The sequence below is a fragment of the Neobacillus sp. 19 genome (genome assembly GCF_049463095.1).
Lineage (GTDB): Bacteria > Bacillota > Bacilli > Bacillales > Cytobacillaceae > Neobacillus.
The window spans coordinates 1-23,416 of the sequence record NZ_JBMPZU010000003.1; the positions used below are offsets into that span (position 1 = coordinate 1).

At 39.8% G+C, this 23,416-nt stretch carries 28 protein-coding genes and 1 rRNA gene; 9 read left to right on the forward strand and 20 right to left on the reverse strand.

Translation table 11 applies throughout. The annotated features are described in order from the left end of the window. Positions 1 to 610 (reverse strand): 16S ribosomal RNA (locus tag ACO1D1_RS00710); the annotation flags it as partial. 435 nt (positions 611 to 1,045) lie between these two features. Between ACO1D1_RS00710 and ACO1D1_RS00715 the strand changes: the two genes are divergently transcribed. Then, a complete protein-coding gene (locus ACO1D1_RS00715) occupies positions 1,046 to 1,867 on the forward strand; it encodes a YitT family protein (RefSeq protein WP_190284652.1) in 822 nt (273 codons plus the stop codon). 78 nt (positions 1,868 to 1,945) lie between these two features. Further along, positions 1,946 to 2,071, forward strand: coding sequence for a hypothetical protein (locus tag ACO1D1_RS00720; protein WP_423334595.1), 126 nt, complete (start codon positions 1,946 to 1,948; stop codon positions 2,069 to 2,071). A gap of 60 nt (positions 2,072 to 2,131) precedes the next feature. Here ACO1D1_RS00720 and ACO1D1_RS00725 read toward each other — a convergent pair whose 3' ends face one another. From ACO1D1_RS00725 to ACO1D1_RS00750, 6 genes are all read right to left on the reverse strand, one after another. Then, entirely contained in the window at positions 2,132 to 2,902 is a 771-nt protein-coding gene (locus ACO1D1_RS00725; protein WP_423334596.1) for a class I SAM-dependent methyltransferase, read from the reverse strand. A gap of 109 nt (positions 2,903 to 3,011) precedes the next feature. Continuing rightward, complete coding sequence (locus ACO1D1_RS00730) at positions 3,012 to 3,764, reverse strand: exodeoxyribonuclease III (protein ID WP_423334597.1); 753 nt, start codon at positions 3,762 to 3,764, stop codon at positions 3,012 to 3,014. A gap of 118 nt (positions 3,765 to 3,882) precedes the next feature. Next, positions 3,883 to 4,668: a divergent polysaccharide deacetylase family protein gene (locus ACO1D1_RS00735; RefSeq protein ID WP_423334598.1), complete on the reverse strand. Its 786-nt coding sequence runs from the start codon at positions 4,666 to 4,668 to the stop codon at positions 3,883 to 3,885. A 104-nt stretch (positions 4,669 to 4,772) separates the two neighbouring features. After that, positions 4,773 to 5,213: a peptidylprolyl isomerase gene (locus ACO1D1_RS00740; protein ID WP_149870522.1), complete on the reverse strand. Its 441-nt coding sequence runs from the start codon at positions 5,211 to 5,213 to the stop codon at positions 4,773 to 4,775. A 228-nt stretch (positions 5,214 to 5,441) separates the two neighbouring features. Beyond that, entirely contained in the window at positions 5,442 to 5,903 is a 462-nt protein-coding gene (locus ACO1D1_RS00745; protein ID WP_423334599.1) for a CBO0543 family protein, read from the reverse strand. Further along, positions 5,836 to 6,930 (reverse strand): DUF2515 family protein, encoded by a 1,095-nt coding sequence (locus ACO1D1_RS00750; RefSeq protein ID WP_423334600.1) that lies wholly within the window; start codon positions 6,928 to 6,930, stop codon positions 5,836 to 5,838. The genes ACO1D1_RS00745 and ACO1D1_RS00750 overlap by 68 nt, the downstream gene beginning before the upstream one ends. A 109-nt stretch (positions 6,931 to 7,039) precedes the next feature. Between ACO1D1_RS00750 and shc the strand changes: the two genes are divergently transcribed. Next, positions 7,040 to 8,905 (forward strand): squalene--hopene cyclase, encoded by a 1,866-nt coding sequence (gene shc / locus ACO1D1_RS00755; RefSeq protein ID WP_423334601.1) that lies wholly within the window; start codon positions 7,040 to 7,042, stop codon positions 8,903 to 8,905. Positions 8,906 to 8,945: 40 nt separating this feature from the next. Here shc and ACO1D1_RS00760 read toward each other — a convergent pair whose 3' ends face one another. After that, on the reverse strand, positions 8,946 to 9,449 hold the full coding sequence (locus ACO1D1_RS00760) for a mismatch-specific DNA-glycosylase (RefSeq protein WP_423334602.1): 504 nt from the start codon (positions 9,447 to 9,449) through the stop codon (positions 8,946 to 8,948). 109 nt (positions 9,450 to 9,558) lie between these two features. On the opposite strand from ACO1D1_RS00760, the gene ACO1D1_RS00765 reads away from it, so the two are divergent. From ACO1D1_RS00765 to ACO1D1_RS00780, 4 genes are read left to right on the forward strand one after another with little or no spacing between them, the layout of a single operon-like run. After that, positions 9,559 to 10,170 carry a copper amine oxidase N-terminal domain-containing protein gene (locus ACO1D1_RS00765; protein ID WP_423334603.1) on the forward strand — a complete coding sequence of 204 codons (612 nt, stop codon included), beginning with the start codon at positions 9,559 to 9,561 and terminating at the stop codon, positions 10,168 to 10,170. Between the two features lie 17 nt (positions 10,171 to 10,187). After that, complete coding sequence (locus ACO1D1_RS00770; protein WP_149870527.1) at positions 10,188 to 10,436, forward strand: hypothetical protein; 249 nt, start codon at positions 10,188 to 10,190, stop codon at positions 10,434 to 10,436. Continuing rightward, complete coding sequence (locus ACO1D1_RS00775) at positions 10,411 to 11,346, forward strand: FAD:protein FMN transferase (RefSeq protein ID WP_423334604.1); 936 nt, start codon at positions 10,411 to 10,413, stop codon at positions 11,344 to 11,346. The genes ACO1D1_RS00770 and ACO1D1_RS00775 overlap by 26 nt, the downstream gene beginning before the upstream one ends. Positions 11,347 to 11,351: 5 nt before the next feature. After that, positions 11,352 to 11,915: a ferric reductase-like transmembrane domain-containing protein gene (locus ACO1D1_RS00780; RefSeq protein WP_423334605.1), complete on the forward strand. Its 564-nt coding sequence runs from the start codon at positions 11,352 to 11,354 to the stop codon at positions 11,913 to 11,915. A gap of 22 nt (positions 11,916 to 11,937) precedes the next feature. Here the strand turns inward: ACO1D1_RS00780 and ACO1D1_RS00785 are convergent, their stop codons facing one another. The 10 genes from ACO1D1_RS00785 to ACO1D1_RS00830 all read right to left on the reverse strand — a co-directional run bounded on the left by ACO1D1_RS00785 (position 11,938) and on the right by ACO1D1_RS00830 (position 20,844). Continuing rightward, on the reverse strand, positions 11,938 to 13,176 hold the full coding sequence (locus ACO1D1_RS00785; RefSeq protein WP_149870529.1) for a sensor histidine kinase: 1,239 nt from the start codon (positions 13,174 to 13,176) through the stop codon (positions 11,938 to 11,940). Continuing rightward, complete coding sequence (locus tag ACO1D1_RS00790; RefSeq protein ID WP_423334606.1) at positions 13,169 to 13,846, reverse strand: response regulator transcription factor; 678 nt, start codon at positions 13,844 to 13,846, stop codon at positions 13,169 to 13,171. Before ACO1D1_RS00790 ends, ACO1D1_RS00785 begins: the two co-directional genes overlap by 8 nt. 88 nt (positions 13,847 to 13,934) lie before the next feature. Further along, complete coding sequence (locus ACO1D1_RS00795; RefSeq protein WP_149870531.1) at positions 13,935 to 14,510, reverse strand: YitT family protein; 576 nt, start codon at positions 14,508 to 14,510, stop codon at positions 13,935 to 13,937. Positions 14,511 to 14,629: 119 nt separating this feature from the next. Then, positions 14,630 to 15,046 carry a hypothetical protein gene (locus ACO1D1_RS00800; protein ID WP_423334607.1) on the reverse strand — a complete coding sequence of 139 codons (417 nt, stop codon included), beginning with the start codon at positions 15,044 to 15,046 and terminating at the stop codon, positions 14,630 to 14,632. Positions 15,047 to 15,090: 44 nt separating this feature from the next. After that, positions 15,091 to 16,527, reverse strand: a complete 1,437-nt coding sequence (locus ACO1D1_RS00805; protein ID WP_223820786.1) for a S1C family serine protease — start codon at positions 16,525 to 16,527, stop codon at positions 15,091 to 15,093. Positions 16,528 to 16,675: 148 nt separating this feature from the next. Then, a complete protein-coding gene (locus tag ACO1D1_RS00810) occupies positions 16,676 to 18,103 on the reverse strand; it encodes a sensor histidine kinase (RefSeq protein ID WP_149870533.1) in 1,428 nt (475 codons plus the stop codon). Further along, positions 18,075 to 18,776, reverse strand: coding sequence for a winged helix-turn-helix domain-containing protein (locus tag ACO1D1_RS00815; protein WP_423334608.1), 702 nt, complete (start codon positions 18,774 to 18,776; stop codon positions 18,075 to 18,077). Before ACO1D1_RS00815 ends, ACO1D1_RS00810 begins: the two co-directional genes overlap by 29 nt. Before the next feature lie 196 nt (positions 18,777 to 18,972). Next, positions 18,973 to 19,167, reverse strand: a complete 195-nt coding sequence (locus ACO1D1_RS00820; RefSeq protein ID WP_149870535.1) for a hypothetical protein — start codon at positions 19,165 to 19,167, stop codon at positions 18,973 to 18,975. A 148-nt stretch (positions 19,168 to 19,315) separates the two neighbouring features. Next, positions 19,316 to 20,293: an alpha/beta hydrolase gene (locus ACO1D1_RS00825; protein ID WP_223820787.1), complete on the reverse strand. Its 978-nt coding sequence runs from the start codon at positions 20,291 to 20,293 to the stop codon at positions 19,316 to 19,318. Positions 20,294 to 20,304: 11 nt separating this feature from the next. After that, the gene (locus ACO1D1_RS00830; RefSeq protein WP_423334610.1) at positions 20,305 to 20,844 is read right to left on the reverse strand and encodes a helix-turn-helix domain-containing protein; all 540 of its coding nucleotides are present in this window, start codon (positions 20,842 to 20,844) and stop codon (positions 20,305 to 20,307) included. Between the two features lie 171 nt (positions 20,845 to 21,015). Here ACO1D1_RS00830 and ACO1D1_RS00835 point away from each other — a divergent pair, with 171 nt between their 5' ends. Beyond that, positions 21,016 to 21,897 (forward strand): VanW family protein, encoded by an 882-nt coding sequence (locus ACO1D1_RS00835; RefSeq protein ID WP_423334609.1) that lies wholly within the window; start codon positions 21,016 to 21,018, stop codon positions 21,895 to 21,897. A gap of 28 nt (positions 21,898 to 21,925) precedes the next feature. Here the strand turns inward: ACO1D1_RS00835 and ACO1D1_RS00840 are convergent, their stop codons facing one another. After that, complete coding sequence (locus ACO1D1_RS00840; RefSeq protein WP_149870538.1) at positions 21,926 to 22,192, reverse strand: hypothetical protein; 267 nt, start codon at positions 22,190 to 22,192, stop codon at positions 21,926 to 21,928. Positions 22,193 to 22,416: 224 nt separating this feature from the next. Here ACO1D1_RS00840 and ACO1D1_RS00845 point away from each other — a divergent pair, with 224 nt between their 5' ends. Continuing rightward, a complete protein-coding gene (locus ACO1D1_RS00845; protein ID WP_149870539.1) occupies positions 22,417 to 23,127 on the forward strand; it encodes a class I SAM-dependent methyltransferase in 711 nt (236 codons plus the stop codon). Between the two features lie 136 nt (positions 23,128 to 23,263). Here the strand turns inward: ACO1D1_RS00845 and ACO1D1_RS00850 are convergent. Beyond that, a partial coding sequence (locus ACO1D1_RS00850; protein ID WP_423334611.1) for a transposase occupies positions 23,264 to 23,416 on the reverse strand: 153 nt, incomplete at its 5' end.

A 23,416-nucleotide genomic window follows, 5' to 3' on the forward strand; every position in this document is an offset into this window, starting at 1 on the left:
GCCCCGCCCCTCCACGCCCAAGAACTCCCGGGACAGCCGCCTCCGTCACCCACCACCGCGGGCTGCTCGCGCTGCCAGCTCAGCCGTGGCTCTTCCTTCTTTTGTTCATTAAGCAACTGTCGAGCACCACCGGCAGTTACTCCGATACTTGTTCTTCCCTAACAACAGAGCTTTACGACCCGAAGGCCTTCATCGCTCACGCGGCGTTGCTCCATCAGACTTTCGTCCATTGTGGAAGATTCCCTACTGCTGCCTCCCGTAGGAGTCTGGGCCGTGTCTCAGTCCCAGTGTGGCCGATCACCCTCTCAGGTCGGCTACGCATCGTCGCCTTGGTGAGCCGTTACCTCACCAACTAGCTAATGCGCCGCGGGCCCATCTGTAAGTGTCAGCGAGAGGCCGACTTTCAGCTTTTCCTCATGAGAGGAAAAGAATTATCCGGTATTAGCTCCGGTTTCCCGAAGTTATCCCAGTCTTACAGGCAGGTTGCCCACGTGTTACTCACCCGTCCGCCGCTAACCAATGGGAGCAAGCTCCCATTGGTTCGCTCGACTTGCATGTATTAGGCACGCCGCCAGCGTTCGTCCTGAGCCAGGATCAAACTCTCCAAAAAAGTTGAGTTGATTAGCTCATAAAATAAAACGTTGGCTTAGTTTCTATAGAAGAAACTAATAATTTATTGTTTGTTGACGTTTTTGTTTGTTTAGTTTTCAAAGAACAATATCAATTTTATTAAAATATTCTGTCTACTAATCTAGCGACATTTATTATCTTAGCATAACGCTTTAAACTTGTCAACTTCTAATTGAAATGTTTTCAGCCTCCATTCGGCTAATTTCATTTCCTCAGCAGCGACATTGACTATCATACTATCTAAAGAATCGTTCGTCAACAACTTATTAATAATTTTTTTACATCAATAATTCATTTACGATATCTATAACGTTTTGTCACAAATTATTCTCTGGTCATTCCCAGTTTCACCTACTAAACTACATCATATAGAGTGCTTCCATCGAACACATGAAAAATAATGAGGTGCATGAAAGTGAAAAAAATAGTTATTCAAACTATTGCAGTAACCTTTTTTACAATCCTTATGGCGTATTCCCTAAACACCTTTCTTATTCCGCATCAAGTGTTAACAGGCGGAATTGCAGGGATAGCCATTATCATAAATAATTATCTGTCATTAAACACAGGCTGGATCATACTCGCTATTAATCTTCCATTATTTGTTCTTGGCTATTTTTATTTAGGCAGGAAATTCATGTTTTTGACCGTTTATTCTGTGATCCTCTTGTCTGTGTCAATGAAGTTTATTCCCGTCCATACTTTCAGTGATGACATTTTATTATCAAGCGTTTTTGGCGGAGTGCTCTATGGTTTAAGTGTGGGGGCGAATATCCGTGTTGGAGCTTCAGCTGGCGGCGTAGATATAATCAGTCTAATTTTAGCCAAAAAGAAGGATATGTCAGTTGGCGTTATCATCACCTGTTTAAATTATACAATTGTACTAGTTTCAGCTCTCGTCTTTGGTGTGGATAAGACACTTTATACTCTATTTGCGATATTTGCTTCTGGAAAGGCAGTTGATACCGTTCATACGAATCACACAAAGCTAACAGTCACCATTGTAACCGAGAAATGGATGGAATTGAGTGAAGCCCTTATTCAATTGCATCCACGTGGAATTACGATGACAGATGCTGAAGGTGTTTATTCCCGACATCCTAAAAAAGTGTTAACAACAGTGATTACAAAATATGAGTTAGCCGAAACGAAAGAAACCATTCAGAAAAATGATCCGGCTGCATTTGTCCATATTACGAGAGCGATCGAAGTGATGGGGAGATTTAGAAGGGATTAAAATAATGTTTAGAACCATTTTTTCTAGGTAAAAATACTTTAGTAAAACAATAATGAAGGAGATGCTGCTATAGTGAGTTTGTATTCGCAAAAAAAAGAAGATGATTTAGTGCCTCCCGTTGACCAAGAACAAATCGAAAATTCCAATCAACAGGAGAAATTACCGGAGTTCGATGAATACGGTACCGCCCTAAATGACATTTAATCATACTTAAAAAACCCTCAGCAATAAGAGAATCGTTTCTTATTGCTGAGGGTTTTTTCCTTACCTTTTCATCGCCTTTAAAACAACGGCTTCTCCTTGGAAGGATATTATTTGCCCTTCCTCGATTACTACTCTGAATTTAGCTTTTATTTCTTCCGATGCACCTTTCATGTACTGTGCCAATTTTTCCTTCTCAGTTATCGTGACCTTCATCCGATTACACCAAGGTTCGAAATGGAAGGTCTTCTCAAATCGATGCCATTCTATTATTTCAAAACCTGCCAATTCTAGCAGGCGGAGCCACTCACTCTTCTTCCACGCCCGAAAATGACTATAATCCCGCCATTTTTCAATAGTATTATAAAATTGATCGAATTCATCGTCTTCAGGAACGACATTATCATCAAGTAATAATTGCCCATCTGTTTTAAGAACACGATAGACTTCGCTAATAAATTGATTAATATTTGGAAAATGGTGCGGCGCAATCCGGCATGCCACTATATCAAATGCTTCATCAGGGAACGGAAGGTTCTCGGCATCCCCCTGAACAAAGTCTACATTCTGATGACCATTCCCTTTGATAAATTTTTCGGCAGCAAGTAACATTTCAGGTGTCAAATCCACTGCGGTTACCTTTTTTACATAAGGAGCAAATGCGTTTGCAGTGTGCCCTCCCCCTGTTGCCACATCCAGCAATTTCTCTTCACCGTTTATTGATGACATTTCCAATAGCTTTAGCAAGTCTTTTCCATCTTTATGGATAGTGCTGTTTACATAGGATTCCGCACTTTTTCCAAATTGCTTCTGAACGTCCTTTTTAAGATCCATATTTCATCCCTCCGAAATTCACTTTATATCCTCACTTTAAACGAGGAGTCATATAAAGAAAATGACGGGTATTTTATGATGTTTGATAAGAAAAAGTTATCGATTACGATTATTGAAGTTCTAGGACGATTGGACAATGATCACTGCCCATTACATTACAATGAATGTCCGCATTCTTTATGCGCTCCCGCAACGATTCCGATACGATAAAGTAATCAATCCGCCAGCCAATATTCCTTTCGCGGACCTTCATCATGTAGGACCACCATGTGTAGGCACCCTCCTGATTCGGATAAAAATGACGATAGCTATCAACAAAGCCGGCTTTCAGTAGGTCAGTCATTTTACCCCGTTCTTCTACCGTAAATCCGGAGTTTCCTACATTGGACTTTGGATTACGCAAATCAATCTCTCGATGGGCAACATTCAAATCTCCGCAAAGAACAACAGATTTTTGTTCATTTAGCGCTTTCAAGTGCTCAAGCATACGATCCTCCCAATCGAGTCGATAACTAATTCTTGCTAAGTCCCTTTGTGAATTTGGCGTATACACGTTGACCAAGAAAAAGTCACTGAACTCTAAGGTAAGGATTCGTCCTTCCTGTTCGCTTTCATCTGTCCCAACCCCATATTTTACGGAGAGCGGCTCGTTTTTAGTAAACACCGCAGTACCGGAATAGCCCTTCTTCATCGCATAGTTCCAGTATTGGTAATAACCGTCTAGCTCGAGGCTGATTTGCCCCTCTTGTAATTTCGTTTCCTGCACACAGAAAATATCGGCATCCACTTCCTGAAAATAATCTAAAAATCCTTTTTTCACACAGGCCCTAAGACCATTAACATTCCAAGAAACTAATTTCATTTTTACCGTTCCTTCTCCCTCGCTTATTTGTATTTAGATAGGAGATATCATACCAGTTAAGAGTGGATAGGGAAAGAAATCCGTTTTCAATAAAAAAGACAGCCACAGCTGCCTTTTTTCAAGGGACCAATTGTTTTTCAATTAATGTTTCATTAAACAGCTTTGAAGCTGGAACAATTTTTATATTTCGTTTTTGAAATTCATCCATTGAATGAAAAATACCTAGAGAACAAACTTTTCCGGTTACACCGACATGGCCAATGGCAATGCCTTGACCATTGAATTCTGTTACTTTAGCCAGTCTCAACATTTGTTTTCTAACAAAGGATGAGGAGGAGATGTCATCAAGAAACACGTCTCTTTGGAGCAGTGGTACACCTAGTTCCCTTGCTACTTTAGGAAATTTAGTTTCCGGGCTTGTCCTGCTATCGAAAATATAAAAGTTTTTCTCCTTAGCAACTTCTACGATGATCCGGACAATTTTCTCATCTTCTACTGCCTTTGATCCCATATGATTATTAATCCCTACTGCGTAAGGCACACTGTTTATCGCTTTCTTAACTCGATCCCTAATTTCTTCCGGCGAAAGATCAACCGTTATCGGCTTTGGACCGAGCCAAGATTTTTTGCCTCTTTTGGGCTCCATAGGTAGATGCACCATGACTTCGAATCCATTTTTATGCGCCCATTCCGCATGCGCTTTAGAGTTTTCTGTAAAAGGCATAACAGCAGCCGTAATCGGAATATCCCCTTCTAAGAAATCGCGAACCCCGCCGGTACCGCCGCCAAAATCATCAATAATAATAGCCGCCTTTAGTTGTTTTGTATCCTTTTGATTTTCTATAGCATTAATATGATGTGGAACTAACAGAAGTGGGATAAGGAGCAGAGCAAACTTTTTCATAATTATGACCCCCAATTGTGAAATTTGAGGTTAATTTGCCCTTGAAAAATCTTTACAATTCTTAAAAAGAAAAAAAGAGAGAGCTAAAAGCCCTCTCGCATAACTTATTCTACATCAAATACTTTAACTTCAACCATTTTGTCGCCGTTTTTCATTGCTTTTGCTGCTTCTAATCCAGATGTTACCTGGCCAAAAACTGTGTGAACACCATTTAAGTGTGGCTGTGATTCATGAACGATGAAGAATTGGCTGCCGCCGGTGTTTCTTCCAGCATGTGCCATTGATAATGATCCAGGTACATGCTTATGGGGATTTCCTTCTGTTTCACAATTGATAGTGTAGCCAGGTCCACCCATCCCTGTTCCAGTCGGGTCGCCCCCCTGTGAAACAAAACCTGGAATAACGCGGTGGAAAATAACCCCATTGTAAAAGCCTTCATTTGCTAACTTTTCAAAATTCGATACTGTTCCTGGCGCTTCGTTTGCAAACAAATCAAACTCAATTTTTTCGCCGTTTTCCATCAATATGTATCCTTTTTTAGCCATTATTAAACACTCCTTTATGTGAAAATCATTATTATCATACACTTTTCGCCAAAGAAAAGAAAGTTTTGTCATTTAATATTTCCACTACCGATTCATATTTTTACGATGGATGTGGTAAAATAAAGAAACCCCTTCCGAACATTCGCTTGTTGCGGGACACTTAACCACTGTACGGACGGAAGGGGCTTCTGCTGCCACTAATGTTGGCAGCACAAAAAGCCGGGACACCTATCTCGGCTTTTTGTTTTTCCTATTCCATTTTGCCGTCCATTCAAAAAACAAAGTGATAATCGATAAGAACAGCAAATACCCGAAAAACGTATACAGGTGCTGCCAGCCATCGATATGAACATACCAGCCAAATGCCTCCGCTAATTTTTCAAAGATTGACATCAACAGGCTGACAAAAAGTATTATACCTGCTTTTCCCCATTTATTTACCTGTGAAAGACACCGGACGAAAATGAGCACAAGAATGGGGAGCCCCACTAATGTAAATGCGATATTAATCGAGAAAATTTCCGGTAATGGCCGGATCGGAAACTGATAAATTGATTTCCCGACAAAATATAAATCTAAATATGTTCCAAGCAGGGAACCGAGCAGCATGCAGGCAAGTTCCCTATAAGGTAATCGCCTTTTTTGCAAGGGTTGCAAGCTCGAGCCGTTCAAGTGTTTTGCAGTATTCATTATTAATCTCCCCATTAATTATTTCTTCGTTATCTATTAAATAATCGACTACTCTCCAATCCTTAAACCAATCCCCTTTTTCCGCTTCTTCCTGCCTGACATTTTTCCAGGAGTTTTCTAATGTTGGACTATAAATCTTCCTTGCCCCAGACATTAGCTGGCAGGATTTTAAACGTAGCTGATAAGGAAAACCTGGAATCCCTTCATTAACACTATTAAAAATATGAGGCCAATAATCCTTTCTAGATCCTGTGTGAGGATGGCCTTTTGCCCATTCAACTACCTGTTCATGAATGTTCTTGTTTTTAAATAGTATGGCATACAGCCTTTTTCCAAGCATAATCCGCTCGTTTAGTGATTCAAACTGGTGAAGTGTTTGTCCCGCTAAGTTCTTTATTCCGTATGGAAAAAGAATATGGTTGAAAGAAAGCCAATCCTGCAGCAAAAATTCAAATTTGTTAATGACCTCATTTTGATATTGCTTGTTATTTACCACTCTTTCTTCAAGATAGCTTTGTTCATTAATAACCATGGCAATCGTATGAATATAGGTGTCCTGATTTTGCCAAAACTGGCTCCAAATTGTTTCCATAAACGTGGAAATATTTAAATAAGAAAATAAATGAAACAATGGTTTTCTTTGCTTGAGGCTCTCCTCATACAGCAAAAATTGCGGATAGACGTCTTGGAATATAAGCCAGTTACCCCGCTCTAAAAAATTGAAAAATAGATTTCGCTCTTTTTTTGCCATTAATCGAGTCAGAAATTCACCTTTAAGATCGGTCATGTTCCAGCCGCCATTTCTCGATACCATATGACCTAGAAATGCCCATTGGATTTCCGGGTACCTTAGGTAAAAATCAAGATAGGCCTTTGTTCTAGTGATATTGTTAAGATTGTGCTGCTCTGTAATGTGATTTATCCTTTGTAAAATAATTTCTTCACCCTTCGTGATTGGGGAGGCTGATGGTGCAAGTTTGTTCTTTTTCTTCAATTCTTCTGTGATACTTTGGAGCGGTGTTTTCACTCGGTTCCGCTTAAAAAAAATAGCACATTACCTCCCTTACGAATTCTCCTGCCATAAAGAGAATATGTATAGATGAGACAACAAATTGGGAGAGGAATGAGGAGTTCGTATGATGGATACACAGGCAGGCATCGAATGGATTATTGACATGCTTCGAAAAGACCAATCTCCCGGCGGCTCTTGGGGCTACCCCTTTGAAACAGGGATTTCCACAGATGCTTATATGATCATTTTATTACGGACATTGGAAATAAAGGATGAAGATTTAATCAAAGGGCTGACAAAGAGGATCTTAAGCAGACAGGAGAAAAACGGCGCCTGGAAGCTTTTTTACGATGAAGGAGATGGTAATTTAACCGCAACAGTTGAAGCCTATTACGCTTTGTTATATTCAGGTTACTACCAGAATGAAGATACACGTCTGCGGAGTGCAAAGAACTTCATTTTAGCAAATGGCGGACTAGAGGAAAGCGGCATGTATACAAAGATCATGCTTGCCTTAACAGGACAATATAAGTGGCCGCCCTTTTCCCCGCTGCCCATCGAGGTTGTCCTTCTGCCAATGAATTTCCCGATAAACTTTTATTCATTTTCTTCTTTTGGCCGGGCAAATCTCGCACCTATTATGATTCTTGCTGATAATAAATTTGTGATGAAAACGGACAGGAGCCCTGACTTGTCACCATTATATTTACAGCGGAATGAAATTGGTCAATGGACCCGCTCGAACGAATATCAATCATTGCATTCTTTTATTGAAGAGGGTGTTAAAAATTTACTGGGATTACCTGAGCAGCTTCACCAACTGGCCATTGAACGGGGAAAAAAGTATATGCTCGACCGGATTGAGCCTGACGGTACTTTTTTAAGCTATTTCAGCAGTACATTTTTAATGATCTTCGCCCTATTATCCCTTGGTTACAAAAAGACCGATCCCGTGATTACTAAGGCAGTAGCTGGTATTCAATCAATGAAATGCGAGATTGACGGATTACCCCATATGCAATATACAACCGCCAACTTCTGGAATACAGCGTTAATTGGTTTCGCTTTACAAAATGCAGGAGTATCTCCGAAAGATCCAGTGGTTGTAAAGGCAAATCGTTATATACTCGAACGGCAACATCATAAGTTTGGTGATTGGGTGGTTCATAATCCAAATACGATGCCAGGCGGCTGGGGTTTTTCTGATGTGAATACGATTCTTCCTGATGTGGATGATACGACGGCAGCGCTCCGGTCTATAGCCAGAATGGTTCCTAACGAGCTGCCAGCATGGGAACGAGGGATTACATGGGCCCTTTCAATGCAAAATGATGATGGAGGCTGGCCTGCTTTTGAAAAAGACGCCAATTCAAAATTATTACAATTCCTCCCAATTGAAAAAGCAGAGTTTTTACTTGCTGACCCCTCCTGCGCCGATCTAACGGGCCGAACGCTTGAATTTTTCGGTCAATATACTAATTTACCCAAGGGTCATACAGCAATTAAGAGAGGAGAACACTGGCTTTTGAAAAATCAAGAAAAAGATGGCTCATGGTACGGGAGATGGGGAATATGTTATCTTTATGGAACTTGGGCAGCCCTAACCGGACTTCTAGCTGCCGGGGTAGCCAAGGATCATTCTTCTATCCAAAAAGCTGCAGATTGGGTACGTGCGATCCAAAATAAGGATGGCGGCTGGGGAGAATCCTGTCATAGTGATAGGAGAAAAACGTATGTACCTTTGAAGGCAAGTACATTAACACATACCGCCTGGGCGCTTGATTCCCTAATTACCGCTTCGGATAAACCGTCTCCTGAGATTCGAAAAGGAATTACCTATTTACTGTCTTCACTTGAAAAAGATGACTGGACAACTGATTACCCAAAGGGGCAGGGCATGGCGGGCGGCTTTTATATCCACTATCACAGCTACCGATATATTTTTCCACTGTTGGCGCTATCCCATTATAAGAAAAAGTTTGGATCATAGGATAAGCATCGACGGCTTAGAATTACCGTCGATGCTTTTATTAATTAACTAAATCAGTGAGCTGTTTATATATCCCAACAATTTCGTCCAATTTCATTCTTACAAGACCACTTGAAGAAGGTGCTACAAAATCGATTACCCCTGGAACAACAGACTCATGCTGCCTGCCCCATGGGGCCGTTTTTTGGCCGCTGTACTGTAGATAGACACCCTTCCCGACAAAACAAACCAGCTTGGGCTTATACTTCTCGATTTTGTGCTTTAAAACCTCCCTCCCTTTTTTATACTCGCCCTTCGTAATTTCATCGGCTGCTTTCGTGGGCCTTTCCACAATATTGGTAAAACCAAATCCTAATTCTAACAGCTTGTAATCCTCAGCTGGCTCATATTTCCGATGGGTCAAGCCTGCCTCAAGCAAAATTTTCCAAAACCGATTGTTAGGGTTAGCATAATGATGCCCGACCTCACCAGAGCGAATACTTGGATTAAAGCCGACAAATAAAATGTTTAAATCCTCTTTAAGATGATCACCGATTGGGTCCACGTCCATCCTCCTCAAATCACCATATTTATTTATTTTACCACATCATTTTCAGAGTTTTTTCAGAGTACTGGATTACACTGCTGACATAAGAACCAAGGAGGGATTCAAATTGAATCAAAAATGGAAAAAGCTAACGATGTTATTAAGCATCATCTTAACGTTGTTTACGCTAGGAACTGGAGTGATGGCTGATGATGATGACGGTGACGATGAAAAACACGAATATTTTCAAAATGACAATGATTACGATTATGACGATGATGATTGGGAGGCACCGCAAAATCAAATCATTAACCAACAGCAAACAGAATATTGGAATATCTGGTCAAGGGAGGCGCGAAACAATCCGGATAATCCATTGCCCATCATTGAACCGGCCGAACTTTCCATTACCGTCAACAATAAAGAAACCAGTATCTACTTTATCCCGCAGGATGGCCAATTACTTGTTTCAGCAGAGGCAATTGCTGATGTTTTAGGGGCGGAAGTCAAGTTCTATTATCAAAGCAAAATTTCAGTTTTAACGAAAGACAATCATGAATTAATTATCAGAGCAGGGTCAAACGCAGCATTTGAAAACAAGATTAAAACCCCAATGCCCATAAAAGCTGCATCCTATGAACAATCTGTTTATCTTCCTGTTTCGGTGGCGGCAAATGCACTCGGATATCGTGTCACATGGGACGAAAATAAAAAAACATTGATGTTTCAATATATCTAAAGGGAGCGTGAAGTAAAATGGCCAAATCGAATAAATCGAAGTGGGTTATTGGCCTTACAGGTACGGCACTTACTGCATTTGTTATCAGCCAAGTGGGTGCAAGTCAACCAAATGATGGCCTGCAGGGTCCCGAAACGATCATTACAAAATCAATGAGCAAGCAGGAAAAAGAATTCGTCCAGCTCGATTGGTCGAATTATGACATAAATGGGGCCGCAGGCAATACAGGTGTTGAACAAAGTGATCGAACATCACGCAGGTCTTGACATTGTGGACTCTTTTTCGATTGACGCCATGAATACGAACTTTTATTTTGCTGTGACTAATTGTAACCAAGCAAATTGGAAAGAGGTGTTGGCAGGCTGGGTGCGCTACGTTGAAAAAGAATGGTCCCGTTTTCGAGCTGGAAATGAACTGGGGCAATTAAACGGGTTGACCGTCGGTGATGCGATGACGATTTCCCCACCGCTCTTTGATGTACTGAAATGCGCGGAGGAATACCGTCAAACGACAAATAGCCTCTTTTCACCTTATTTATTACCACAGATGCGGTTTCATGGCTATGAAGCTTCATTTCCGTTTGATAGCGGCAGATTTACCGGGAGCACTATGCCGCCAGTGAATGGAATAGACGCTTCTCCTCTTCGCTTCGATTCCAGGACATTTACGGTCACGCGAATCGCAGAAGGCTTCATCGATCTGGGCGGGATTGGAAAAGGATATGCAGTCCAGGCTGCCGCTCGTTGGTTAAAGCGGGTTGGCGCTGCTGCCGCTGGGATGGTGGACGGAGGCGGTGATATGACAGTATGGTCGGATGGCAGCAAAGAATGGACAATCGGTGTGTCCCATCCTTTTCAAGAGGATGCAGAAATAGCCCAATTCCGTTTAAAAAATGGAAGTGTCGCCACCTCAAACATCGTTTATCGCAGCTGGCTTCAAGGGAATGAAAGGAAACACCATATTTTAAATGGAAGAACCGGCCTTCCCGTCAATAACGACTATATTCAAGCGACAGTCATCGCAGAGAATTGCCTTGATGCAGAGGTTGGGGCAAAACTTTGCCTGATTGAGGAGGAAACAAATATGAAAAGTGAATTAAAAAATCTCAGTTCAGCCCGGTCCTTTCTGCTAGTGAATCAGCTAGGAAAGGTTGTGGCTGGTGAAATGGAGGAATAATTCCCGTGAGAGATTTCTTCTCAGTATGGACACTGATTCGTGTCTCCGGTTTTTTAGCGTTTTATTTGATGACTCTTTCCCTGGCAATCGGGTTATTTAGTTCCTTTTCAATTCTGAAGAAAAAGAAAGCCCGAATGGTATCAGCCCATCAAATAAGCGGCTGGTATGGACTCTTAACGATCTGTTTTCATCTATTGTTAATTTGGCAGGATCAATACGTCCCCTATTCGTTAGCAGAGATTTTCATCCCATTTTATGCAAAAAACGAACCATTATTCTCGGGTTTAGGTACTCTCTCGTTCTACTTATTTTTTATTGTGGTTGGTTCCTCGGACTTTTTCATCAGGAGGTTAGGCATCAAAATGTGGAAGAAAATTCACTTTGCAGTCATTCCTGCTTGGTTATTCATGCTCGTTCACGGCATTGCCATTGGTTCGGATTCATCTGAACCATGGGCCCTGCTGCTTTACTTAACCTCCAGTTCCTTTATCCTTGTTCTCCTATTTATGAGACTATTAGAATCTATTATGCTGTATCAGCCAGCTGGACAAGGGAAGCCCAAAAAATAAAACGACAGCCATTGCTGCCGTTTTATTTTTTTCCTTCGAAAATCACTGTAAAAACAGTCCCTCGTCCTTCCGTGCTTTCTACATAAATTTTTCCTCTATGTGCAGTAACAATGGTTTCTGCGATGGAAAGCCCCAAACCTGAACCACCCTTCTCCCTCGACAAATCAGCACGGTAAAAGCGGTCAAAAATATAAGGAAGATCATCCGCAGCTATGCCACAGCCTGTATCTTCTACTGTTATAATGATTTTTGTGTTTTTTACCGTCAATGAGAGTGCTACCTTTCCTTCATTTGTGAAGCGAAAGGCATTATCTAATAAAATATATAGTAATTGCTGTATTTTCACTTCATCACAAACTAGATAAACATCTGGAAGAATCTTTTGGTCAAATTTAATTTGGTTGGTTATTTTTCTTGAAAATCTTTTATAAACAGCGGATACTAAGCTTGATAGATTCATTTCTTTCATAACTAAAGTTAATTGGTTCTTATCACTTCTAGCTAAACTAAGGAGATTGTTAATCAGGTTATTCATAAGACTAGCTTCTGTTTTGACATCCTCAAGAACCTCTTGTCCCAATGGGCTAAGCTTGTCTTTTTCCTCTCGCATCAATAAATCGACTGAGCTATAAAAGATACTTAGCGGGGTCCTTAGCTCGTGCGAAGCATCGGAAACAAACTTTTCCTGCTTTTGAAAGGCGTTTTTAATCGGCTTCATCGCCTGCCCTGCAAAATAATATCCGAGGAAGGCGAAAAAAAGGCTAAAAACGAGTGTTAGTATGATTAGCGTCCAGGTGATATTTTGGATTAGGTGCTGTTCACTTGTGATGTTCATCCCAAGAATGACAAAACCATGCAGCTTACCATTGCTTCTTAGCGGTTGTTTTACTAGGAGGAGATGCTGCTGCTGCCACTCCATCCTCTTTGTATATGAATCCTCGTTTAAGGAATTATTTTTTTCAATCCAGCTGGAGAGATTTTGGATTGTTTCCTCTCCATAAATAAGCTTATTCTGCCGATTGAACACATAGTAAAATATCGTTCGGTTTGGTTCATATTCCAATCCATGATGATCGTTTTCATCTAGATCCTCCATGAAGTCCCATTTTTCCTTAGAAAAATAAACTTGTAATTCATCTACTTCTTTTTCATTTATTTCGTGCGAGATTAATACATAAAGTAAGCTAATAAACAAGAGAAGTAAACAAAGTAACGAGAATGAATAGAGAAGGGTTAACTTTGCTTTTAATAGGTTAAACATCGAAGCGTCTCACTTTATAGCCGATTCCCCTTACATTTTGAACGAAAGACGGCTCCCCGGGGAGGTCAATCTTTTTTCGTACCAATTTCACTAAAGCATCCAAGGCATTTTTGGATACTTCGGTTTCATATCCCCAAAGTCTTTCAAATAACACCTCTCTAGTGATGACTTGGTTGTGATTACGCATGACGATTTCTAGGAACTGGTACTCTTTCTTCGTTAGGTCAATCACGGAATCTTTCCGTTTTAGCACATGAGAGTTCAGGTTTAGGCTGAAATTCCCGATGGAAATAACCTCTTCGAGCGGTTTTTCCTTTCTCCGGCTTATCGCTCGAATCCTTGCTAATAATTCATTAAATTCAAAGGGCTTAATTATATAATCATCCGCACCTGAATCAAGACCTGAAATAATGTCTTCATTAGCATCTCTTGCGGTTACAAATAAAATTCCACTCTGGTTTCCCTTTTCGCGCAGCCGTTTGCAAACTGATTGGCCATTTTCCCCAGGAAGCATCCAGTCCAATATGATGAGATCATAAGGAAAGATACGGGCATGGTCGTAAGCATCCTTTCCATTTTTCACCCAATCCACACGGTGATATTCATTTTCCAGTAAATGAGATACCAGCTTCCCAAGTCGGACATCGTCCTCAGCAAGTAATATATTCACTTTTTCCACCCCATTTCAAAAAATCCCTTTACTTATTATCATATCAAGCTTCTCTGAAAAAGGAGTGAAATATCCGTGAACTTATTTTTCAATTCTTCATATGACGGAAAGAAGTAATAATGGTGGCAAGAAGCCCGACTATGGAGATAATTAGCAACGAATATAAGAGTTTCACATCCCTTAGGAGGAAGAGTCCAGTGAGGATAATGACCGCATCAATAGCAACCATGATTACACCAACATTTACCTTAGACCATTTAGCAAGCAATAATGCGAGCAAGTCCATACCGCCCGGGCTAATATGATTTCTAAGCATTACACCGACACCAATGCCAATAATAATTGCGCCTAAAATAACACTGCTCATCATCGGCAGTTCGAATGTTCCATTTAATGGTAGTAGAAATTCAATCATAAACCCCGAGATAACAGCACCGATCAAACCATTGAAAAAATAAATGGGATCTGACTTATACGCAAACATATACACAGGGATATTGAGCAATATGAAGGTAATCCCTGCCTTAAATCCCCATAAATAGTTTAATAATAGGCTGATGCCAAAAATCCCGCCATTGATTAAATGAAAGGGAAGAATAAAACCGTTAATACCAATACCAATCAAAGTACTCCCAAATCCGATAATTGCCAATTTTTTCAGCATACCATCATTCCTTGTCCAAGTTCTTTATTACCACTTATATGATAATAGTTGAAACTTCATTCGACAGGATTTAAAAGGCGTTCGAAAAAAACATGACCGCAACAGGTACCCCAACACCATCAATGCAAGTACTTTTTCCTAGCAGCAAACCTTCTTCGGTAAACAAACTTTCGCAAATCATCGTCTTTTAAATTCCCGTCGTAGGTTAAAAAAAGCAATGAGCGAAACTCCGGATATCGTTCCATAACGAAAAGGGCGAACTCCTTCCGTTCGCCCTTCAATTTCATTTGAAAATCATTGCAACAAATGATTTCATCGAGTTGCTTTTCATAAAATGCCTTCGTATCCTCCCATTTTTCCTTCCGATCCCTCAAAATATCGCGGGCATAAACAGGAAGTTTATCAATAACCTGGTCAATATAGCCTTCCGACCACATCAACATCTTATCTTTTTCGGTAAGTTCAAAGACCATACTCATCAATTCAATGTCATCCATTTCTGCACTTGTTGCATACTTACCAACCTTGTTCATCATTCCACCTCAAAACCAAATTTAGAATGGTCTTATTTTACCGCGGATTATGCGTCTTTATTATTAGTTAATTTGGCTGTCAACGTCACTTGCTTGCCGTCACGGTACACTTCAAATTTAATCGTTTCGCCGTTTTTTGCTTTAGTATATAAGTATTTTCGTAGGTCTGACGAATTCGCAATCTCTGTACCATTCATCGATACAATGATATCTTTTGGCTGGAAACCGGCCTTAGCAGCCGCAGAATTTGGGTCAATGTTCATCACCAACACACCTTTTTTCACATTTTCAGGCATGTTTTGCCAATACATCTGTGGAACTTGGTCCAAGTCTGCAAGTCCGACACCTAAATACGGACGTTCAATTTTACCGCTTTTAATTAATTGATTTACAATCGGAATAAGGTCATTACTAGGAATCGCAAAGCCTAATCCCTCAACACCACTTTCAGAAATTTTCAAACTATTAATGCCAATTACTTGACCTTGCGGGTTAATTAAAGCACCACCGCTGTTTCCCGGATTAATGGCGGCATCTGTCTGAATGACGTTGGTATCCCAATTACCAGCAGATGTGGAAACTGAAATACTCCGTTCTGTAGCACTAACAATTCCTTGCGTAACAGTTCTTGATAGATTAAGTCCGAGTGGATTCCCAATAGCATATACTTGGTCACCAGGGCGAAGTGTCGAAGAATCCCCGAAATCAGCCGTTGCGGTAACATATTTGGCATCAATTTTCAATACTGCCAGGTCTGTTAGGGCATCTGCCCCAACAACCTCAGCTGTAGTCTTTTGACCATCAAACAAGGAGATTTCAAGCTTTGATGCCCCTTCGACCACGTGGTTATTAGTCACAATATAGGCACTATCATTATTTTTTTGAAAAATAACCCCCGAACCGGAACCACTTTCTACACTTTGTGAACCATTCGGGTTTGCATAAAAATTATTTTGCTGCTGTTGATAATTGACCACACCGACAATTGCTTTAGAAACTTTCTCTACTGTATCAGCAATGGAACCGGAAGATGCAGCGGTTGGCTGGGCTGACACTGGTCTTACCGCTGAGGCGCTATTTCCCGAGCTGCTTGCTTGATTTTCCACATTGGGAGCAAAATTTTTCATGTAATCAGTATGCGGTAAAACTGTTAATGTCAAAACAGAGCCAATAACGCCTGCAGCAATTGTCGAAACAAATCCTCTTCCCTTCCGTTTTTTCGGTTCAGCCTTACTGTTCGATCGGGATTGTTCTAAAACTGGCGGAGCAGCCATTTCTTCCGCTTCCACAGATTCAACTCTTTTCTGATTCTCTTCAGAAATGTTCGCCCCCACCGAGAAAGTAGCATCCACTGCATTTACATTTTCTTCTGTTATACTGTGATCAGTCTTGTCCATATCAAATTCCTTTTTGTTTATATTCTCTATGTTCTCTAATGAGTTTAGGTGATTTTGTTCAAATTCATTGTCACTTTTGAATTCCATTACAATCAATCTCCTTTAAGTTTGTTCTATTCCTTATCTCTACTTTAACCTTCAAATCTTAAGAAATTATTAACAAACTTTTACGAGCCGAAGAAATAATATGAAACAATATGAAAAAAAGCTGCAGAAATTCCGCAGCTTTCGTTAATTAATTGTTTTTTAAGCAAATCACAAACTTTGTTCCTTTTCCCGCTTCACTAAATACTTGTATCTCACCATTATGAAGAACAACAAGTTGTTTCACAATCGAAAGACCCAGACCGAATTCCCCATATGGATTGCTGGTTCTGGAAAGATCAGCCTTATAAAAACGGCGCCAGATGTTTTCAATCTCTTTGGCATCAATACCAATTCCCGTATCCTCTACCTCGATAATTGTCGTATTATGACCTTCTGCTCTTCCTCTCAGCCAAATCGTTCCACCCTTTGTAAACTGGATACTATTTTTCGTTATATTAATTAATATTTGTACTAGACGATCATAATCGGCATTTACCATAATCTCAGGTGCAGCCTCAACAAGAATCTGATTTTCCTTCTCATCTGCCTGCAGGCTTAATTGCTCTTGAATAATTTCCAGAACTTCTAAAAGCTGTATCTCTTCCTTAAATAACTGAATTTGATTAGATCGGATTTTTTCATAATCGAGATTTTCATTAACAAGGCGAATCAGTCTTTTAGCTTCCTGGCTTACAAGGTTAATTCCCCGCTCCTTGTCTTCTTCAGGGATCATATCATTTTTCAACCCTTCAATCACCCCACTAATGGTCGTTAATGGTGTCCGCATTTCATGGGATACATCAGCCATAAACTGACGCCGTCTATTTTCAAGACTCTCAATTTCCAGCATCGAGGCATTGATTTTATCAACCATATGGTTAAAATCGTTTGCTAATTCCCCAATTTCATCAAAATTCGCGGAATTCACCTTTACATGATAATTTCCTTCAGAGACCTGTGACGTGGCATCGCGAAGCCGTTTAATCCGATGGACATGAATCCTTGACAAATACCAGCTTTGTAAAAAGGAAACACCAAAGGCAATCAGCATTGTATAAAGTAAAAATTTATTAATTTGTTGGATCATATTACTAGAGCCGCTTATTGGCGAAGTTAAGAGTACCCCGCCAAAAAACTTACCATCATCAATGTAAGGGAGAACGACAAATGTAACTCCTCCTTGTCCAAAACTTTTATAATCACTTTTGACAATGATGGTTTGCCCCTTTTTCACTAAATTCCATTGTTTTTCAGGTAAATTTTTTATAGTCAGTCCACGTTTATTAATCAGATACACGCCGTCCTGATCAAACAAACTAAAACTTGTATTTCTCGCAGCCAATACATTGCTGTATTGATTTAATATCGCGTCTGATGCAATCGGTGCCTCGTTTAAATCCTTTAAAATCGCGTTACCAAATGAAATCAGTTCATCTGCCTTATTTTCATAAATCAAATTTTCAACATAATGAGTAAACAAAATGCTTAATAGTAAAAAAGCTACAATGATAACACTAATATGGCTAAAAAACTGTTGGTAGATATACTTAAACTTCATCGGCTTTAAATGTGTCATCGAACTTATACCCTACTCCCCAAACAGTATGGAAGAATGGCTGCGCGGTGGTTTCAACCTTTTTCCGCAGCCGCTTAATATGAACATCCACCGTCCGTTCGTCACCGTAAAATTGATATCCCCAAACCCGCTCAAGTAATTGCTCACGTGAGAATACTTGACGGGGGTGCTCTACCATGTAGTAGAGTAAATCGAATTCCTTTGGTGTTAGGTTGGTCACCTGTGTTTGGTCAATAAAAACTTCCCTCGTGGTTTTATTAACCATAAAGTGCTCTGTTTTCAGAATATCGTCCTGCTCTTTCGGCACTTGCGCCTGGACTCTTCGGGTTACGGCTTTAATTCTCGCCATAAGTGTCAGGGGGCTGAACGGTTTAGTGACATAGTCATCCGCCCCCATTTCAAGTCCAAGTACCTGATCAGATTCGCTATCCTTCGCAGTTAACATAATAATCGGAACAGTAAACTTTTCTTCCCTTATTTTCCGGCAAATCGAGACACCATCCATGCCGGGAAGCATCCAGTCAATAATGAGAGCATCCCATGTGCCGCTTTTAAAGCGGTTATAGCCTTCTACACCATCATTTACAAAAACACCGTCAATTCCCTCTTTTGCAAAAAACATTTCAATCATTGAGCAAACACTTTTATTATCTTCTATCACTAAAATCTTCACTATCAGCCATCTCCCCGTACAAGAAACTATTCTAGTCTATAGTTTATACGAAATTTTCGGCATATCAAACCCTTTGCCCGATTCTTCCATAGTTATTAATACTTTGTTCATAGTTTATTAAAAAAATCCATTGTAAAAGGCCTTGAATACCTTCAAGACCCTCTTTCTTTTTTTCTTCAATTTACTTGAATTCCTTTTAAAACCTTCTTATACCTTTTTTCTGCTTGTTCATGACTTCATACGATTTTTCTATAATATCCGTAAGGACGTCGCCTTTATAAATTCTGCCAAGCTTTAATCCCTGTTGATAATACTCAACAATTTCATCAAGTTTTACAGCCGTTTCTTTCGTGATTCTGACATTTAATTGGATTCTGTCATTTTCAATCAATATGATACACTCCTATCCAAGTGTTAGCAAAGTGCTAGCAGGTACCTATAAGCTTATTATTAATTGCTACTATACTATATTTCTACATTTTTTTCATCCAAAAAAATTTGGCCATCATATTGACAGCCAAATTTATCAAAAGTGAATATTAAAGGATAATTTTCTCCTCAATGGTTTTAGCCGCACTGTGATTGTGAAGCCATGTCTCAAGGAGCTCAAGTAATTCTGGATGAACAGGAAGACTTCCTTCTGCTGCAATATCCTTTTTCATTGTAAACATCGTTGAGATGTGCGTAATCTTTTTACATGAATGCCCCATGTTTGGAACAACATGATACTCCGCATCCCCTTTTACATACTGAGGCAAATCCTTCAGTACCTCTGGGTTCGCCTGGAGATCTAGGGCTCCCGTAATTGCAAGGACAGGACAGGTAACTTTTGCTAAATCTTCTCTTACATTATATGCAAAATGCTCGCGCATCCACTTGGCATTTGTTTTAACAAAATTCACTTTCATAACATCTTCGGTAGATTTCTCCACTTTTTTCATATATTTTTGCGCTTGTTTTTCCACCTGGTTATGCGTGCCTAATAAACGTAGTAAAAAGCCTTGAAACCCCTTTGCGTTCAAAATGTCTTGTGCAGCAAAATCCCGCTGCCTTTTTAGTGCTTCACTAATTCTTTCCACTGCACCGGAAAGCAGTATTAACCCTCCCAGTTCCTCCCTAACTGCAAGGGCAGTACCAATGGTAGTGCCTTCACTATGGCCCAATACTATCACCTTTTCTGGATCTACTTCTGGAAGACCTTTTAAGAATTGGACTGCCGCTTGTGCATCGTCGACTAAATCCCATAGCCCTGTTGTAAGGTAGTTTCCTTCGCTTGCACCGACTCCACGTTTATCATATCTTAGGTTAATAAAACCGATTGATGTTAGAAATTCAGCTAATTGACCGTACAGCTTAAGATCTAACTTTTCATTCACTTTTCCGTTACGATCTAATTTTCCAGATCCCGGGATAATAAGGACAGCCGGCCCATTTTGAACACGCAATTCAGGGAAATTCAATGTTCCCTTTAATGCCACCTTGCTTTGAATCGTTACTTCATTCCCCATTGATTTCATTCATAATCCCCCTATTGTTCCTTTGTTTGATTTGGAATAATGATTGTGGCTAATGTCCTTCGTGTTCTTCCAGTTTGCGGTTTATTCGCTGAAAATTTCTTATAGACTGCCGTCATTTCCTTAATAAATTCAGCAAACTCTGCCTCATTTAGATTCATGGAAGTTTGCCGATACGAAACACCGTCATTCACTAAATTAAATTTTTCATGGCTTAAATACCTCTCATATTCCCCCATTAAATTAGCCATGAATTTAATAAATAACCCCAAATGTTCTTCCTTAGAGAGTTTATTTAATTCTTCTGGGCCAATAACAGCCTTGTTTGGATCATTGATGGAATACACTTTTTCAACGGTGCCACGGTTTGGTATCTCGTCAACAATGTGAATGATCTTTGCTTCAACAAGTTTTTTGAGGTGGCGGTATAGTGATGCTTGTGGAATATCTGGAAGCAATTCCTTCAATTGCTGCGCTGTAATTTGTTGGTTAATGAGAGCCTGAATAATTCTTATCCGAACAGGATGTAAGATCACGTCAATTGTATTTTCCATTGTCACAAATTTGCTCCTATTTATATTATCATTATCAATAATGATAATATTATAATTATTAATAATTGTAAATAGGCATTTGGAAAATTTTTATAAAAAGTTTCTTTATCATAGTGGTGTACATGAAAGGACAAATTGCAACAAATATTAGTAATAGGGGGGGAACAAGTTATGATTTCAACTTGGATGTTCGCTTTTTTACTAACCGTGCAACAAACATATTCACCGGACAGCTTAATCATTACAAAAGAAGGCAGAGGTGTGCAGTCCATTAATCGGACGGACTTCTCCATACCATATACCGATTTACCGATCATTCATTCAAAAAAATATAATCATTTATTAGACCAACTGGACCATCAATATTCAATAGAGCCTAAGAACGCTACACTAGATTCATTTGGAAATATCCAATCTGAACAAGTTGGTTATCGAATTAATCGCGAGGCATTCATGGAACAATTCTATTCTTATTACTTTTCGCGCAAACCAGGTTATTTGGAAATTCCAATGGCCCCAGTTTACCCGAAAGTGGATAGTGAATTACTCGGTGATATTCAGAGTGTAAGGATTGGGCGCTATGTTACCAGTTTTAATTCGCAAAATAAGAAGCGAACTACCAACATTCAATTAGCAACTAAGGCAATTAACAATTATGTTATCTTTCCGGGAGAAACGTTTTCTTTTAACAAGGTTGTTGGGAAACGTACTGCTGAGAAAGGCTATTTACGTGCTAAGGTGATTGTACGGGGGGAATTTTCAGAGGACATCGGGGGCGGGATCTGCCAAGTTTCCTCTACCCTTTTTAATGCGGTAGATAATGCAGGTTTAAAGATTGTCCAGCGCTTTTCTCACAGCCGAGATGTTCCCTATATACCTCCCGGCCGGGATGCAACTGTAAGCTGGTATGGTCCTGATTTTGTATTTAAGAATCTGTATAACCAGCCAGTGTTAATCAGGGCTAGGACCTTGGGTAATTTGTTAGTTATAAAACTTTATTCTTCAGAGAGTCTTGAATACATACCCAGAAAAATTCCAGAAGCACCATATTGAAAAAGTCCGCCGTAAGAGGCGGACTTTTCTAGTGTTTATTTTTCAAAGCACTTTCTAATAACTCTTCTGAGAACTCTGTTAAGGCTGCATTGTCCATCAAATTTAGATTGGACTTAGGTGCAAAGTTTTTCACCACATTTTGAAAAGGAAGTGCATAATCTTTACGCTTCCCTCTTGTAACCCCAAATACTGCTGCACTTAATCCAATTCCAACAAGAGAGGCCCACATAGCGCCCCTGCTTTTTCGCTTTGGCGTAAACAATTTGAAGAACGGCTGCCTTCTTATGCTTTTCATCTTCAGCACTCCTTCTGCTTGAAATGGAAGGTGCTAAATATCCCCTTCCATTTGTTTAATTTGTGCATTTTGGTGGAGAATATGTTTAGGAAACGATTCATACTTTGTTGTTTTCTGGAAAAAATCTGTCCGGATTTCATATAAAATATCTTGTAATGTAAGAAAGATGAACCCATTCCCACTATTTTTCATACTATGCAAAAAAGATGAATGAGGTGGTGTCTATGGGAGGCTTAACTTATTTTGATTTTTTAGCAAAATTTGGAGTTGGCGGGGCTCATCCCGGTGGAATCCAATTGACGCAAAACATGCTTTCAAATGAAAAGATTACGAATCAATCCAATGTTTTAGACGCAGGCTGTGGTACGGGTCAGACTGCAGCCTATTTATACCAGCAATATAAGGCGAAAGTGTTTGGGCTGGAAATTAATCCAATCATGCTGGAAAAGGCTAAAGGACGCTTTGAAACACTTCAGCTTCCCATTCAATTAATCCATGGATCCATTGAAGAAATACCATTCGAAGATCATTCCTTTGATTTTATATTATCTGAGTCTGTATTAGCTTTTGTTGATAAACCTAAAGCGCTAAAGGAATTTTATCGGGTATTAAAGAGTGGCGGACGTCTTATCGCTAACGAAATGACAATTAATAAGCGGCTGTCTACTAAAGAAGAATCAGAAATCATGAATTTTTATGCAGTCGATTCTTTATTGTTAGAAGCGGACTGGAATCAGCTTTTACATGAGGCCGGTTTTCACTGCATAGATATAAAAGCACAAAAACCTGTCCTTAGCCATGGTAATCAAACACCTGAATTTAATTTTTCCAAGGATTTTGAACCTGAGCTTTTTACAATATTAAATGAGCATGGAAATATTGTTTTAAAGTACCAAGATGTTTTAAGCTATCGGATTTTCACGGCGACAAAATAAAAAAATCCCCTTTTTTAAAAGGGGGTCCAGATTGTAGACAAAGGCATTCCGAATGATCCCATTCGGTTGCCTTTTTCCATTTTTAAGCACTTTTTCGTTAATTTTTTCTTAATCTGGACCCCTCCGGGGTCAATTTTTATGCCATTGTTGGACTAATCCAAGTCCAGTTTGCCATCTTCTTTAAATTCATGGCAGCAAAAGTAAGCATCGCCTGCATGGATAATTTTTTAAGACCCCTTAAGGTTGTCCAGCGCATACCATGCTTTTCTTTCGCATCCGCAAATACTCG